This is a genomic window from Erwinia sp. V71 (assembly GCF_965644245.1).
Lineage (GTDB): Bacteria > Pseudomonadota > Gammaproteobacteria > Enterobacterales > Enterobacteriaceae > Erwinia.
The window spans coordinates 1-14658 of the sequence record NZ_CBFFRK010000028.1 but is presented as its reverse complement, the minus strand read 5'-3'; the positions used below and the strand labels follow the sequence as shown (position 1 = coordinate 14658).

At 55.1% G+C, this 14658-nt stretch carries 14 protein-coding genes; 11 read left to right on the top strand and 3 right to left on the bottom strand.

Annotation, left to right across the window (positions count from 1 at the left end):
- Window positions 1-22: 22 nt before the first annotated feature.
- Together ytfR and ytfQ are read right to left on the bottom strand one after the other, a co-directional pair.
- A complete protein-coding gene (gene ytfR, locus ACSZO1_RS08795; RefSeq protein ID WP_437611579.1) occupies window positions 23-1543 on the bottom strand; it encodes a galactofuranose ABC transporter, ATP-binding protein YtfR in 1521 nt (506 codons plus the stop codon).
- Window positions 1544-1646: 103 nt separating this feature from the next.
- Window positions 1647-2603: a galactofuranose ABC transporter, galactofuranose-binding protein YtfQ gene (gene ytfQ, locus ACSZO1_RS08790; protein ID WP_437611576.1), complete on the bottom strand. Its 957-nt coding sequence runs from the start codon at window positions 2601-2603 to the stop codon at window positions 1647-1649.
- 611 nt (window positions 2604-3214) lie between these two features.
- Between ytfQ and ydgT the strand changes: the two genes are divergently transcribed.
- From ydgT to ACSZO1_RS08735, 11 genes are all read left to right on the top strand, one after another.
- Window positions 3215-3430 (top strand): transcription modulator YdgT, encoded by a 216-nt coding sequence (gene ydgT, locus ACSZO1_RS08785; RefSeq protein ID WP_437611574.1) that lies wholly within the window; start codon window positions 3215-3217, stop codon window positions 3428-3430.
- Window positions 3430-3873 (top strand): DUF2569 domain-containing protein, encoded by a 444-nt coding sequence (locus tag ACSZO1_RS08780; RefSeq protein ID WP_437611572.1) that lies wholly within the window; start codon window positions 3430-3432, stop codon window positions 3871-3873. The genes ydgT and ACSZO1_RS08780 overlap by 1 nt, the downstream gene beginning before the upstream one ends.
- A gap of 128 nt (window positions 3874-4001) precedes the next feature.
- Window positions 4002-4583: an electron transport complex subunit RsxA gene (gene rsxA / locus ACSZO1_RS08775; protein WP_437611570.1), complete on the top strand. Its 582-nt coding sequence runs from the start codon at window positions 4002-4004 to the stop codon at window positions 4581-4583.
- Window positions 4583-5176 (top strand): electron transport complex subunit RsxB, encoded by a 594-nt coding sequence (gene rsxB / locus ACSZO1_RS08770; protein WP_437611568.1) that lies wholly within the window; start codon window positions 4583-4585, stop codon window positions 5174-5176. The genes rsxA and rsxB overlap by 1 nt, the downstream gene beginning before the upstream one ends.
- Window positions 5169-7694, top strand: coding sequence for an electron transport complex subunit RsxC (gene rsxC, locus ACSZO1_RS08765; RefSeq protein WP_437611618.1), 2526 nt, complete (start codon window positions 5169-5171; stop codon window positions 7692-7694). Before rsxB ends, rsxC begins: the two co-directional genes overlap by 8 nt.
- Window positions 7695-8753, top strand: a complete 1059-nt coding sequence (gene rsxD / locus ACSZO1_RS08760) for an electron transport complex subunit RsxD (protein ID WP_437611566.1) — start codon at window positions 7695-7697, stop codon at window positions 8751-8753.
- Between the two features lie 10 nt (window positions 8754-8763).
- Window positions 8764-9396: an electron transport complex subunit RsxG gene (rsxG, locus tag ACSZO1_RS08755; RefSeq protein WP_437611617.1), complete on the top strand. Its 633-nt coding sequence runs from the start codon at window positions 8764-8766 to the stop codon at window positions 9394-9396.
- A complete protein-coding gene (locus ACSZO1_RS08750) occupies window positions 9389-10093 on the top strand; it encodes an electron transport complex subunit E (RefSeq protein WP_437611564.1) in 705 nt (234 codons plus the stop codon). The genes rsxG and ACSZO1_RS08750 overlap by 8 nt, the downstream gene beginning before the upstream one ends.
- Window positions 10090-10725 carry an endonuclease III gene (nth, locus tag ACSZO1_RS08745; RefSeq protein WP_437611562.1) on the top strand — a complete coding sequence of 212 codons (636 nt, stop codon included), beginning with the start codon at window positions 10090-10092 and terminating at the stop codon, window positions 10723-10725. The genes ACSZO1_RS08750 and nth overlap by 4 nt, the downstream gene beginning before the upstream one ends.
- Window positions 10726-11228: 503 nt before the next feature.
- Entirely contained in the window at window positions 11229-11843 is a 615-nt protein-coding gene (gene gstA, locus ACSZO1_RS08740) for a glutathione transferase GstA (RefSeq protein WP_437611560.1), read from the top strand.
- A gap of 184 nt (window positions 11844-12027) precedes the next feature.
- On the top strand, window positions 12028-12807 hold the full coding sequence (locus ACSZO1_RS08735) for an L-threonylcarbamoyladenylate synthase (RefSeq protein WP_437611558.1): 780 nt from the start codon (window positions 12028-12030) through the stop codon (window positions 12805-12807).
- Window positions 12808-12939: 132 nt separating this feature from the next.
- Here the strand turns inward: ACSZO1_RS08735 and ACSZO1_RS08730 are convergent, their stop codons facing one another.
- Complete coding sequence (locus tag ACSZO1_RS08730) at window positions 12940-14619, bottom strand: methyl-accepting chemotaxis protein (RefSeq protein WP_437611556.1); 1680 nt, start codon at window positions 14617-14619, stop codon at window positions 12940-12942.
- Window positions 14620-14658: the final 39 nt, after the last annotated feature.

Sequence of the window (14658 nt, the reverse complement as noted above, 5' to 3'; positions counted from 1 at the left end):
CTTCTCCCGGTTAATATCGGTCTCAAGCATGTTGCGCCCCTCCGTCAGCAATCGCGTTGACAATCGAGGCCACAGAGAGTTGTTCCAGTGGAATTTCCGCCACCTGACGGCGATCGCGCAGGATCAGCACGCGATCGGCATACCCCACCAGCTCCTCCAGCTCAGAAGAGATCACCAGCAACGCCAGACCATCGGAGCACAGCGATTCAATCAGACGAATAATTTCCGCATGCGCACCGACATCAATCCCGCGTGTCGGCTCATCGAGGATCAGAAACTGCGGACGGGTCACCAGCCAGCGCGACAGCAACACCTTCTGCTGATTGCCGCCAGATAACAGCTCCACCGGTTGTTCCGCATCCGGGGTGCGAATGCCGAGACTTTTAATAAAGCGGTCGGCAATCTCCTGCTGCTCACGCCGTTTAATCGGCCGCAGCCAGCCACGCTGCGCCTGCAGCGCGAGAATAATATTCTCCCGCACCGAAGCAGCACCGATGATGCCGTCCGTTTTGCGATCTTCCGGGCAAAATCCCATACCAAGATGCGATGCCTGCGCCGGACTGCGAATAGTGCGCGGCTTGCCCTTCACTTTCGCGGTGCCGCTGTCGGCGCGACGAATGCCAAACAGCAGTTCCGCGGTCTCCGTGCGCCCCGAACCCAGCAGCCCCGCCAGTCCCACCGCTTCTCCCGGCCGCACCTGCAGGCTGAAGGGTTCAATGGTGCCTTTTTTACCGTAATTCTCGAACTCCACCACCGGCTGATTACTGCGCAGCGTACTGCCGGCACGCTGCAGTGCCGTTTCCAGCAGCTCGCGCCCCAGCATCAGCTTGATCAGTTCAAGACGCGGCAGACTGGCTGTGTCGCGGGTGGCAATAAACTGCCCGTTGCGCAGCACGGTAATGCGATCGCTGATGCGATACACCTGGTCGAGAAAATGGGTGACGTAAATCAGCGCCATCCCTTTTTCCCGCAGCTGCTGCATCAGGGTAAACAGCATCTCCACTTCACTGGCATCCAGGCTGGCGGTCGGTTCATCCAGAATCAGCACCTGGGCGGAGAGATCGACCGCGCGGCAGATGGCAATAATCTGCTGCATCGCCACCGAATACTGTCCCAGCGGGCGGGTCACATCCAGTTCAAAACCATAGTCGAGCAATAACTGCGTGGCATTGCGTACCAGCGCCTTGCGATCAATCATGCCAAAACGGCGCGGTTCGCGGCCAATAAACAGATTATCCGCCACGGACATATTGGGCAGCAGATTGACCTCCTGATACACGGTGCCAATCCCCATCTGCTGCGCCTGCGCGGTATTATGCGGGTGAATCGCCACGCCATTCAGCGTGACGTGACCGGCATCGCGCGTATATACCCCGGTCAGCACTTTGATCAGGGTCGACTTACCCGCGCCGTTCTCCCCCAGCATCGCCATAATTTCACCGCGTCTGATGCTAAACGAGACATTATCCAACGCCTTCACACCGGGGAAAACTTTGCTGACACCGTTAATCTCTAACAGCGTTTCCTCTGACTGCGTGGTCATAAACATCGCCTCTCAACAGGAAAAAGCCGCCGGAGACATAGCCTGTCCCATGACTGCCTGGGGTGGCTGTGGCTCAGGCGGCGTGATGCCTCAGTTGCTTGTCTTAGTAACCCATACCTTTTTTCTTATCTAACTCGGTTTGCGCATCAGCAGGCTGATACAACCGGGATTCAGTCTGGATAACTTTCGGAGGGATAGTGCCGTTTTGTTTGAATTTCTCCAGCGCGTCGATAGCTGGTCCGGCCATATTTGGCGTCAGCTCAACACTGGCATTCGCTTCTCCTGCCAGCATCGCTTTAAATATATCCGGTACGCCATCAATCGAGCCGGTGAGAATATCTTTGCCCGGTTTCAGCCCCGCTTCTTTAATTGCCTGAATCGCGCCGATCACCATATCGTCGTTATGGGCGTACACCATGCAGATATTTTTGCCGTTATTTTCTGCCTTAATAAAGCTTTCCATTACCTCTTTACCCTTACTGCGGGTAAAGTCGCCGGATTGTGAACGGATGATTTTGATATTTTTGCTGTTCGCGATGGCCTCAGCAAAACCTTTTTTGCGGTCAATCGCCACACTCGCACCAACGGTTCCCTGTAACTCAACCACATTACAGGTTTTATCGCCGACCTGTTTGAGCAGCCATTGGCCAATCAGTTTGCCTTCCAGCACGTTATCTGCCGTCACGACTGACATATACAGCGATTTGTCTTTGACCACGATAGCGCGGTCCAGTAGAAATACCGGGATCTTCGCATCCTTCGCTTCTTCCAGTACCGGCTCCCAGCCGGTCTGCACCACCGGAGCAATAAAAATGGCATCCACGCCCTGCGCAATAAAGGAGCGCACCGCCTTAATCTGGTTCTCCTGTTTTTGCTGGCCATCGGCAATTTTCAGTGTAATACCGCGTTTGGCCGCTTCGCTTTTCGCCACATTGGTTTCTGCTGCACGCCAGCCTGATTCTGAGCCGACTTGCGAAAAACCCACCGTCATCTCTGCCGCCAGTGCAGAGCCCGAGAGTGCCGCACTCACCAGGGTGGTTAAGAGTAAACGCTTCCACATAATCTTTATTCCTCTGATGGGAGATTGCTGTATAGGGTAAAGCCCCTAAAGCCTGGACTATTCAGCAGGGAACAATGTCGACGCAGTTCACAAAATGCCGCGAATTAAACAGCTTACGTTATTATTGGGTCTTTTACGTCAGGCAACATATGGAATTTTTACCTGCCTCAGGTTATTTATCGGTTAAATATTTCCAGTAAACTGAAGCGGTTAACAGACGGTGGTTTGAAAGCGATTACAGCACCACGTAAATATCTGTCATTTTCCCCGGCTCATTCGTAAGGCAAGAAATTATCGAATCTGTGATAGTTCGCACACTGAGCACGGAATAACACTTTTTAGCGTTCACAGCGGGTAAAGTTTTACTGATGAGAAAAAACGGCTATTTGTCCAGGCATGCAACGACAGTTTCATTACCATGAAAAGAAATTTCATTAGCAAAAAAAGTCGCCAGCAGCGAGACTTGTTCCGGAAAACTCTCAAAACCTCCCTTTTGTGCGCTCCTGTCATCAAATTTTCGTTTTTTGCTGTTTTTTTACTCAGCTAACTCTGGACAGACTTATCCGTCTCCCTATACTAAACGATTCATTTCCAACGAGCTGATGGCCATTATGACAGCGCAAGATTACTTGTTAAAATTCCGCAAAGTGAGCACTTTAGAGACTCTGGAAAAATTATTCGATCATCTTAATTATTCGCTGAGTGACGATAAAGAGATTCTGAATATGTATCGTGCCGCCGATCATCGTCGCGCCGAAATCGTGTCCGGAGGGCGCCTGTTTGACCTCGGTTGCGTGCCGAAATCCGTCTGGCGGTACGTCGTATAATGACTGATTCCCATTCTGCACCGCGTATCGGCGGCTGGCTGTTGCTGCCGCTGGCGTGGCTGATTATGACTCTGCTGACCAGCGCACTGGTGCTGGCGATGTATCTCAGCGCCCTGATGAATCCGGCACTGCGCGAGGCGCTGCTGAATAACACCCAGGCCTTTACCCTGCAGTGGACGCTGTCGCTGGCGACGTCGCTGGCAATGTGGATTTACAGCATCTGGGTGACATGGCTGTTCTGCAAACGGTCACGCCGCCTGCCACGCCACTACATTATCTGGCTGCTGCTGACGGTCGTGCTGGCGATCAAAACCTTTGCTTTTTCCCCGGTCAGCGATAACGCCGCCCTGCGCACGTTGCTCATTGCGCTGCTGGTCACCTCCGTGCTGGTTCCTTACTTTAAGCGGTCAAAACGGGTAAAAGAGACGTTTATTACCCGATAAACGCAGGGAAAATCGTCAATAATTTAATCCTGAGTGCGATCGTAAACCCGCTTCAGACTATGGATATTGAGCTGAGGCCGCTTATCACCGATAATGAGCGGCTTTTATTGATCCCCCGGGCGTAACAAATGACCGAATACCTGCTACTTTTTGTCAGCACAGTGCTGGTGAATAACTTCGTATTAGTGAAGTTTCTCGGCCTCTGTCCTTTTATGGGCGTTTCCAAAAAACTGGAAACGGCAATTGGCATGGGACTCGCCACCACATTCGTTATCACCCTGGCTTCGATCTGCGCGTGGCTGGTGAATCACCTTATTCTGCTGCCACTCGACCTCGTCTATCTGCGCACCCTCTCCTATATCCTGGTGATCGCCGTCACCGTACAGTTCACCGAGATGGTGGTACGCAAAACCAGCCCATCACTATATCGCCTGCTGGGTATCTTTCTGCCGCTGATTACCACCAACTGCGCCGTGCTTGGGGTGCCGCTGTTAAGCGTTAACCTGAATCATACCTTCCTGCAGGCGGGGATGTACGGTTTCAGCGCCTCAGTTGGTTTCACCCTGGTGATGGTGCTGTTCGCCGGTATGCGTGAACGGCTGGTGCTGGCCAATGTGCCTGCGCCGTTTAAGGGTTCCTCCATCGCGCTGATTACCGCGGGACTGATGGCGCTGGCATTTATGGGCTTCTCGGGGTTGGTTAAGTTCTGATGTCTGCAATCTGGATCGCAATTATTGCTGTAAGTGCACTGGGACTGGCGTTTGGCGCCATTCTCGGTTACGCCGCACGCCGCTTTAAAGTCGAAGCGGACCCGATCGTCGAACAAATCGATGAGATTCTGCCGCAGAGCCAGTGTGGCCAGTGCGGCTACCCAGGCTGCCGCCCGTATGCTGAAGCGGTCGGCAATAACGGTGAAGCGATTAATAAATGCGCGCCAGGCGGTGAGCAAACCATGCTGAAGCTGGCGGCGTTGTTAAACGTCGAACCGCAGCCGCTGGACGGTGGCGAAGAAGTGCAGGCCCCGGTGCGTACCGTCGCCTGGATCGACGAAGAAAACTGCATCGGCTGTACCAAGTGCATTCAGGCCTGCCCGGTCGACGCCATCGTCGGCGCGACACGCGCCATGCATACTGTACTGAGCGATGTGTGTACGGGCTGCGACCTGTGCGTCGCGCCCTGCCCGACCGACTGTATTGAAATGCGCCCGGTTGCCACAACGACGGCTAACTGGAAATGGGATTTGAATACCATTCCGGTGCATGTTGTTTATGAAGAGCGTATTCCTGTGGATAGCCATGCGTAATCTGTTTAATTTCCTCAAGAAAGATCGTATCTGGGACTTCGATGGCGGCATTCATCCGCCGGAGATGAAGACCCAGTCGAATGGCACACCGCTGTGCCAGATCCCGTTGCCGAGCCAGTTTATTATTCCGCTGAAACAACATATTGGCAGCGAAGGTGAACTCTGCGTTGCACCTGGCGATAAAGTGCTGCGCGGCCAGCCGCTGACCTTTGGTCGTGGCCGTATGCTGCCGGTACACGCGCCAACCTCCGGGACGGTCGAGCGAATTGCGCCGCATATTACCGCGCACCCGTCAGGACTGGCGGAAATGTGCGTGTTTATCATCCCCGATGGTGAAGACCGCTGGATTGAGCGTGAAACCGTCAGCGATTATCGCCAGCTGACGCGTGAAGACGTGGTCAACCGTATTCATCAGGCAGGCGTTGCCGGTCTGGGCGGCGCGGGTTTCCCGACGGGCACCAAACTGCGTGGTGGCCTGCAGGGCGTCAATACGCTGATTATCAACGCCGCGGAGTGTGAACCCTATATCACTGCCGATGACCGTCTGATGCAGGACTGCGCGGCCGAAGTGCTGGAAGGTTCACGTATTCTCGCCTGGGTGTTACAGGCAGAACGGGTGCTGATCGGCATTGAGGACAATAAGCCGGAAGCCATCGCGGCGCTGAAACAGGCGCTGGGCGACAGCCGTGATTTGCAGCTGCGCGTGATCCCGACCAAATACCCTTCCGGCGGCGCAAAGCAGCTGACCAAAATTCTGACCGGCAAAGAAGTGCCGCACGGCGGGCGCTCATCCGATATCGGTGTGCTGATGCAGAACGTCGGCACCGCCTTTGCCGTGAAACGCGCGATTGTGGATGGCGAGCCGATTACCGAACGCGTGGTGACGCTGACTGGTGAATCCGTCGCCCGCCCGTGCAATGTCTGGGGCCGTCTTGGTACGCCAGTCAGCCATCTGCTGCGCTATGCCGGTTTTGCCCCGACTGCCGCACAGATGGTGGTGATGGGCGGTCCGCTGATGGGCTTTACCCTGCCGTCGCTGGATGTGCCGGTGGTGAAAATCTCCAACTGTATTCTTGCCCCTTCCGCCAGCGAAATGGGTAACAACGAGCCGGAACAATCCTGTATTCGCTGCAGCGCCTGTGCCGATGCCTGCCCAGCCAGTCTGCTGCCACAGCAGTTGTACTGGTACAGTCAGGGCGGCGATCACGAGAAAGCGCGCGCGCACTTTATCGATGACTGCATTGAGTGCGGCGCCTGTGCCTATGTTTGCCCGAGCAATATTCCGCTGGTGCAATACTATCGCCAGGAAAAGGCTGAGCTGCGCGCCATTGACCAGGAAGCCAAACGCACTGCCGAGGCAAAAGCGCGTTTCGAAGCACGTAAAGAACGCCTTGAGCGGGAAAAACTGGCACGCGAGCAGCGTCATGAGCAGGCGAAACGTCGGGTCAGCGCCAGCGACCAGAGTGAAATCAGCGCAGCACTGGCGCGGGTGAAAGCGAAACAGACAACGGTGGTTGATGAGTCTGCATTAGCGACGGCAGCTGCAGAACGTGAGGCTCGTAAAGCTGAAGCGCATGCACGCCAGGCAGAAGAACAGGCGGCAACCGCACCAGCCAGTAACCAGACTGACGATCCACGCAAAGCTGCAGTCGAAGCCGCCATTGCCCGTGCGAAAGCGAAAAAAGCAGCACAGGATACGCCAGCGCTAACCGCAGAAAAACCGGCTGACGCCAGCGAAGAGTCCGATCCACGTAAAGCGGCTGTTGCTGCGGCTATCGCCCGTGCGAAGGCCAAAAAAGCCGCTCAGTCTGTCGAGGCAGCACCGCCTGAACCACCGGCGACCTGCAGCGAAGAAAACACACCGCCAGTGAGCGAAGAAGCCGATCCGCGTAAAGCCGCTGTCGCCGCAGCTATCGCCCGTGCGAAAGCGAAGAAAGCGGCGCAGGCAGCAGAAGCCGCTCAGTCTGAGCCACCTTCAGCCAGCAGTGAAGAAAGTGCCCCACCAGTGAGCGAAGAAACCGATCCGCGTAAAGCCGCTCTTGCTGCGGCTATCGCCCGTGCAAAAGCGAAGAAAGCCGCGCAGGCCGCAGAAGCCGCTCAGTCTGAGCCACCGGCGACCAGCAGCGAAGGAAGCACTCCGCCAGTGAGCGAAGAAGCCGATCCGCGTAAAGCCGCTGTCGCCGCAGCCATCGCCCGTGCGAAAGCGAAGAATGCCGCACAGGCCGCAGAAGCCGCTCAGTCTGAAACACATGCAGCCAGCAGTGAAGAAAGCACCCCGCCTGTGAGCGAAGAAACGGACCCGCGTAAAGCCGCTGTTGCTGCCGCTATCGCCCGTGCAAAAGCGAAGAAAGCCGCGCAGGCCGCAGAAGCCGCTCAGTCTGAGCCACCGGCGGCGCAGGAAGCAAATACTGACAGCAACAGTGAAACTGACGATCCCCGTAAAGCGGCGGTGGCGGCCGCCATCGCCCGCGTAAAAGCGCGCAAAGCCGCGCAGCAGCATTCGGTGCAAGAGGAATAAATGGCTTTTCGTATTGCAAGTTCGCCCTACACCCACAACCGCCGCAGTACCGGCACGATTATGCTGCTGGTTCTGCTGGCAGCGATTCCGGGCATGGCTGCCCAGTGGTACTGGTTTGGCTGTGGGAATCTGATTCAGGTGGCGCTGGCCGCCGTTGTTGCCTGGGCAACAGAAGCCCTGATTCTGAAACTGCGTAACCAGCCGGTGATGGCGAATCTGGCGGACAACTCAGCACTGCTGACCGCCCTGCTGCTCGGCATTAGTATTCCGCCCCTGTCACCGTGGTGGATGATCGTTATCGGCACCGTCTTTGCCGTCGTCATCGCCAAACAGCTTTATGGCGGGCTGGGACATAATCCGTTTAACCCGGCGATGATTGGTTATGTGGTGCTGCTGATCTCCTTCCCGGTGCAGATGACCAGCTGGCTGCCACCCGCGCCACTGCAGTCAGTCACCCCAGGCTTGATGGACACACTCAGCATGATCTTTACCCACCACACGCTGGCGGGCGATACCATGCAGCAGTTACAGATCGGCATTGATGGCGTCAGCCAGGCAACGCCACTGGATAATTTCAAAACCGGTCTGCGCGCCGGTCACAGCGCCGAACAGCTGCTGGCACAGCCGATTTACAGTGGCGTAATTGCCGGACTCGGCTGGCAGTGGATCAATATCGGTTTCCTGCTGGGCGGCCTGTTCCTGTTGTGGACCAACAGCATCCGCTGGCATATTCCGGTCAGTTTTCTGCTGTCGCTGGCGTTTTGTGCCACGCTTGGCTGGCTGTTTTCACCGGAAACACTGGCATCACCACTGGTGCACCTGTTCTCCGGTGCGACCATGCTGGGCGCGTTCTTTATTGCCACCGATCCGGTGACCGCCTCCACCACCAATAAAGGCCGTCTGCTGTTTGGCGTGCTGATTGGTCTGCTGGTGTGGCTGATCCGCAGTTTTGGCGGCTACCCGGATGGCGTCGCCTTTGCCGTCCTGCTGGCGAATATTACCGTGCCGCTGATCGACTACTACACCAAGCCGCGCGTCTACGGCCATCGTAAGGAGTAACACTGTGAGCATGCTGGATTCCATCAGGAAGAACAGTGTCAGCCTGGCGCTGTTTGCGGTGGTCACCACTGGCGTTACCGCAGTGATTAACGCGGTGACCAAACCAACAATTGCCCACCAGACGGCATTGCAGCAGAAGCTGCTGCTCGATCAGGTAGTGCCGACAGAAATTTATGATAACCACATTCAGCAGGAATGTTACGTTGTCACTGATAAGGCGCTGGGCAACAATAAGCCGCACCACCTCTATCTGGCACGTATGAAAGATCAGCCAGTAGCAGCCGCTATTGAGAGTACCGCACCGGACGGCTATTCTGGTGAGATTCAGCTGCTGGTCGGCGCCGATTTCAATGGCAAAGTTTACGGGACACGCGTGGTCGAGCATCATGAAACCCCGGGGCTCGGCGATAAAATTGAGCTGCGTATCTCTGACTGGATCAATAGTTTTAATGGCAGGCAGATCAGCGGCCCGAACGACAGCCATTTCGCGGTGAAAAAAGATGGCGGGGATTTCGACCAGTTTACCGGCGCCACCATTACCCCGCGCGCCGTGGTTAACGCGGTAAAACGCACTACGCTATATGTCGCCACGCTGAAAAATCAGCTTGCATCGCTGCCTGAATGTGGAGGTTCGAATGAGTGAAGCCAAAACGCTGTTAGTGAATGGCCTGTGGAAAAATAACTCGTCACTGGTGCAGCTGCTGGGTCTGTGCCCGGTGCTGGCGGTGACCTCCACCGCCACTAACGCCCTTGGCCTGGGTCTGGCGACCACCATGGTACTGACCATTACTAACAGTGCTATCTCGCTGTCGCGCCACTGGACGCGGCAGGATATCCGTATTCCGGTTTATGTCCTGATTATCGCCGCGGTAGTGAGCTGCGTGGAGATGCTGATCAACGCCTATGCCTACGGTCTGTACCAGTCGCTGGGGATCTTTATCCCGCTGATTGTCACCAACTGTATTGTGGTCGGCCGTGCCGAAGCGGTAGCGTCGAAAAGCAGCATTCCCCTCTCCGCACTGGATGGTTTTGCCACCGGCATGGGCGCAACCTGTGCGATGTTTGTGCTGGGCTGTATCCGTGAAGTGATTGGCAATGGCACCATCTTCGACGGCGCGGATCAGCTGCTGGGGTCCTGGGCCAAAGTGCTGCGTATTGAAGTGGTGCACTTTGATTCACCGATGCTGCTGGCCATGCTGCCGCCTGGCGCGTTTATTGGCCTGGGCATGCTGGTAGCCGGTCGCTATGTTATCGACAAGAAACTAAAAGAGCGTGCCGCTGCCCGTGCTGCGCAACAGCAGCGGGATGTACCTGACGGCCATACCGGGAAAGCGCTGTGAATAAAGATAAACGCGAGCAGATTCTGATCCGGCTGCGCGATAACAATCCACATCCCACTACTGAGCTGATGTTCAGCAGCCCGTTTGAGCTGCTGATCGCCGTATTGCTGTCCGCACAGGCGACCGATGTCAGCGTCAATAAAGCCACCGCGAAACTCTATCCGGTCGCCAATACCCCCGCAGCAATGCTGGAGCTGGGAGTGGATGGCGTAAAGGAGTACATCAAAACCATCGGCCTGTTTAACAGCAAAGCGGAAAATGTGATTAAGACCTGCCGCATTCTGCTGGAACAGCATAACGGTGAAGTGCCGGAAGATCGTGCGGCGCTGGAAGCCCTGCCGGGTGTGGGACGCAAAACTGCCAATGTGGTGCTGAATACCGCCTTTGGCTGGCCCACCATTGCGGTGGATACCCATATTTTCCGCGTCAGCAACCGCACCAATTTTGCGCCGGGTAAAAATGTTGAACAGGTGGAAGAGAAGCTGCTTAAAGTGGTGCCCGCCGAGTTCAAAGTTGACTGCCACCACTGGCTGATTCTGCATGGCCGCTATACCTGCGTGGCGCGTAAACCGCGTTGTGGCTCCTGCCTGATTGAAGACCTGTGTGAATACAAAGAGAAAGTTGAGATTTAAGGCAGGAAACGGATGTGACTTTCACGCCATGGCGTGACCTGCTTTCACTCGACCCGCGACGATTCTCCTGCACAACCCGTCTGCCTGCTCACCTGAGCATCTCCTGAAGAACATGAGCGTGAACCACGTTATCCGTGGTGCACGCCATTCAACTTACAACGTTAAGGAAGGTGCGATTTAATCATTCAAAGTTCTGTTCATGACTACAATGATTGCCGTTCATCTATCGTTTTCAGTGTTTTGGGCGGTTCTTTGTTCATTTACCATACGATGACAGGACGAAAAAATGGTTCCCATCGAATTAATCGCACCTTCCCTAACACTTACTGTCTTAATCAGCAGGTACAGGTATTCACTCCTGTACCTGTCGAATGCAAAATATTAGCAAGGCAGAAATAAGGCACTACGCAGGAAACACCAGCGATCACACCTTCCAGCACAGACAACTTCCTCATTCGGCACTAAGCTAATTTCATCCCCTTTCTCTGCCAAAGGATTACGCAATGAAACTGTTCGGTAAGCCCGGTGCCTGCTCACTCGCGGCGCATATTGTGCTGCGTGAATGCGGGCTGGATTTCACACTGGTCAATGTCGATTTGCGCAGCAAACAGACTGAGCGCGGCGAGGACTATCTGCTGATTAACAGCAAAGGTAAGGTGCCCGCGCTGCAACTCGATGATGGCAGCGTGCTGACCGAAGCCGCGGTGATTATGCATTACCTGGCAGACAGTAAAGCTGACCGTATGTTGCTGGCCCCTGCCGGCAGCCTGACGCGTTACCATACGCTGGAGTGGCTGAATTATATCGCCACTGAACTGCATAAAGGGTTTAACCCGCTGTTTCAGCCTGACACGCCTGCGGCATATCAGATGCAGCTGCGCGCGCAGCTGGAAGCGCGCTTTCGCTATGTCGATGAGCAGCTGCGCGAGAAACAGTGGCTGATGGGACTGCGCTTCAGCATTGCCGATGCTTATCTGTTTGTCGTCACCCGCTGGGCCAGAGCCGTGCAGCTGGATATCAGCCAGCTGAGCGCGCTGGAAAGCTGGTTCTTACGTGTTGCGCAACGCCCGGCGGTGATCGCAGCATTACAAGCGGAAGGCCTCGCGTTACCCGTCTGACCGCCCCGCATCACCCGCAACCTGTAGTGACAGACTTTGCAGGGATACTCTCGCACCGATTGTTGCCAAAATGAAACAATCCCGTCCCCCGCTTGTTGCGCATCAAAACTGTGCCAGTATGAATTCAACACAGAGGGCGCTGATACGCGCCAGATGTCTCACTCCCGAATCAGAGGTACAGGTTATGAGCAGCAAAAAAGTGCAGTGGAATGGTGGCTTACAGCCGGAAGCGGTCGAGATCCTGAAGAACGATGGCGGCATGATCGTCTGCCCGACCAAAGTGGGCTACATCATTATGACTTCCGACAAAGCCGGTCTGGAGCGCAAATTCGAAGCTAAACAACGTAACCGCAATAAGCCAGGCGTGGTGCTGTGCGGCTCGCTGGAACAGCTGAAAGAGCTGGCGCAGCTGAATCCGGAAATTGAGCAGCTGTATCAGCAGCACTGGGACGCCGATGTGCTGCTCGGTTGTATCCTGCCGTGGAAAGAAGAAGCACTGGCGCGTATCCCGGACGACGGTTCCAAAGAGCTGATGATGGATGGCCGCCAGACCAGCTGTTTCGTGATTAAATTCGGTATCCCGGGTGAAAAACTGGCAAAAGAACTGTGGGAAAACCACGGTAAATTCTCCTTCGCCAGCTCCGCCAACCCGTCAGGCAAAGGTAACCGTGGCCTGGTCGAAGGAATTGGTGGTCGCATTGAAGAGCGCGCAGACCTGATTATTGGCGCCAATGACTATGTGAAATCCATTCAGCCAAATGACAGCAATAAAACCCGTTACGAGCAGGGGGTGATGGTTTCGATGGTGGATGCCGACGGCACACTGGTGCCAGAGCAGAAAGGCGAACGTAAAGTCACGCCATGCCCGGTGCTGATCCGTAAGGGTCTGGACGTCGACAAAATTATGTCGATGATGTCCGATATCTTCACCAGCTGGGACTACCGCCACGGCGATTATTATTAAACCGTTGCCTGCTGACGGCTGGTCGTCACAGTCGGCAGCGGCGTGGAGCGGCAGAACAACACTGTCGCGCCATCGTCAGGCAACGGAGTCCTTCGCCTGCAAGGACTCCGCAGCCACACTCAGCAGAGAGTATCAAAAACTCTGCCAGTCATTGTCCGTGCCGACGGCGAGTGCCGTCACCGGTTTCCTCTGACTGAACGAAGGCAGACTGGCAGGGCTGAATGTTTTCTGACGATCAGCCTGGCCGAGAGAAAATGCCGCCACTAACTGATTCAGTGTTGTGGCCTGCTCCATCAATGAACGTGATGCGGCAGAGGCCTCCTCTACCAGTGCTGCGTTTTGCTGGGTGACATCATCCATCTGATTGACCGCCTGATGAACCTGACCAATGCCAAGCGACTGTTCCTGAGCAGCAACCGAGATTTCATCGACGATTTGTGTCACCTGACGTACGGCGTCCTTCATCTGCGCCATGTTCTCCCCTACGCCCTCAGCCAGGGTTGATCCCGCTTCAACGTAGCTTATTGACGCCTCGATCAGTTCCTTGATTTCCCGCGCCGAGGTGGAGGATCGCTGTGCAAGGCTGCGGACTTCTCCTGCCACCACCGCAAATCCCCGACCCTGTTCACCGGCACGTGCCGCTTCCACCGCCGCATTCAGGGCGAGAATATTGGTCTGGAAAGCGATGCCTTCAATCAACGCAATGATATCGTTGATCTTCGATGAGCTGTTGCGAATGTCAGACATGGTCGCCAGCATGTTGTTGACTCTGGTCACGCTGTCATCCGAAATATCCTGAGCATTTTTCGCCAGCTGACTGGCCAGCTGGGTATTTTCCGCCGTCTGGCGCACCGTTTCCGTCAGTTGCGCCATACTTGCTGCGGTCTGCTCCAGCGATGCTGCCTGCTCTTCTGTCCGCGAGGATAAATCTTCGTTGCCTACCGAGATCTGCGACGATGCGGAACTGACTGATTGTGCTGAAGCCTCAACGGCGGTCAGTGATGACGCGATATTATCCACCAGCTGATTGAACGCTTTCGCTGTCAGTCCAATTTCATCATTGCGCGAATCATCCGCGCGCAGTGTCAGGTCCAGATGCTGGCTGGCACGTTCCATAACCTGTCGCATGCCATTAAGGTAATTGCGGATCGCCAGTATCGTGCGCAGAGTGAAGAAACCGAGGATGAGGATGATCACCACCGAGCCACCAATCAGACCCCAGAGTGTCAGACTGTAAATGCTGCTGTTTTGGTCTCTTAGCATGCTGCCCATTTTGACATTCAGCTGCAGCTGCTGGTGATAAACCGCGATCAGCTGGCGTGCGGCCTCGCCAACCCCGGTACTCCCCTGCAATGCGCCCAGCGCGATGACATCGTTTTGCGCGCGCGACCCCGCCAGAAACACGGGCAGCTTCGCGTCAATCTCTCTGAGTATCGTCGCGGCTTTGTTGCTTATCTCGCGATCCTCTTCATCAGACACTCTGTTATCCAGATAATATTGATTAAGTTCTTTGATGTGATTAATTTCTTTATTGATCTCTTTCTCCACCTCATCCTGCCTGCGCGGATCTTTGGCACTCTGATGCCGATACATCCAGATCACCAGCATGTTGCTGCTGTCGACCATTTTGCCGATATCAGTTAATGAGGGGATAGTGTTTTCCTGCACATACTGAAAACGCGACTGGAAGCCACTTGTGACCATAACTGCGGCCACTACCATCACGATCAACGAACCAGAGAGTAATGAAAATGTCAGAAAAAGCCGTTGTGTAATTCGCGAATTCAGATAATAAGTGCAACGCTCGGACATGATTGTGGAGAGTGTAGGAGGAAGGGTTAACTACCGATA

What these genes read in the sequence shown, in the direction of transcription:
- ytfR (WP_437611579.1), bottom strand. Translation starts at nt 1,543, where the DNA reads ATGACCACGCAGTCAGAGGAAACGCTGTTAGAGATTAACGGTGTCAGC.
- ytfQ (WP_437611576.1), bottom strand. Translation starts at nt 2,603, where the DNA reads ATGTGGAAGCGTTTACTCTTAACCACCCTGGTGAGTGCGGCACTCTCG.
- ydgT (WP_437611574.1), top strand. Translation starts at nt 3,215, where the DNA reads ATGACAGCGCAAGATTACTTGTTAAAATTCCGCAAAGTGAGCACTTTA.
- ACSZO1_RS08780 (WP_437611572.1), top strand. Translation starts at nt 3,430, where the DNA reads ATGACTGATTCCCATTCTGCACCGCGTATCGGCGGCTGGCTGTTGCTG.
- rsxA (WP_437611570.1), top strand. Translation starts at nt 4,002, where the DNA reads ATGACCGAATACCTGCTACTTTTTGTCAGCACAGTGCTGGTGAATAAC.
- rsxB (WP_437611568.1), top strand. Translation starts at nt 4,583, where the DNA reads ATGTCTGCAATCTGGATCGCAATTATTGCTGTAAGTGCACTGGGACTG.
- rsxC (WP_437611618.1), top strand. Translation starts at nt 5,169, where the DNA reads ATGCGTAATCTGTTTAATTTCCTCAAGAAAGATCGTATCTGGGACTTC.
- rsxD (WP_437611566.1), top strand. Translation starts at nt 7,695, where the DNA reads ATGGCTTTTCGTATTGCAAGTTCGCCCTACACCCACAACCGCCGCAGT.
- rsxG (WP_437611617.1), top strand. Translation starts at nt 8,764, where the DNA reads ATGCTGGATTCCATCAGGAAGAACAGTGTCAGCCTGGCGCTGTTTGCG.
- ACSZO1_RS08750 (WP_437611564.1), top strand. Translation starts at nt 9,389, where the DNA reads ATGAGTGAAGCCAAAACGCTGTTAGTGAATGGCCTGTGGAAAAATAAC.
- gstA (WP_437611560.1), top strand. Translation starts at nt 11,229, where the DNA reads ATGAAACTGTTCGGTAAGCCCGGTGCCTGCTCACTCGCGGCGCATATT.
- ACSZO1_RS08735 (WP_437611558.1), top strand. Translation starts at nt 12,028, where the DNA reads ATGAGCAGCAAAAAAGTGCAGTGGAATGGTGGCTTACAGCCGGAAGCG.
- ACSZO1_RS08730 (WP_437611556.1), bottom strand. Translation starts at nt 14,619, where the DNA reads ATGTCCGAGCGTTGCACTTATTATCTGAATTCGCGAATTACACAACGG.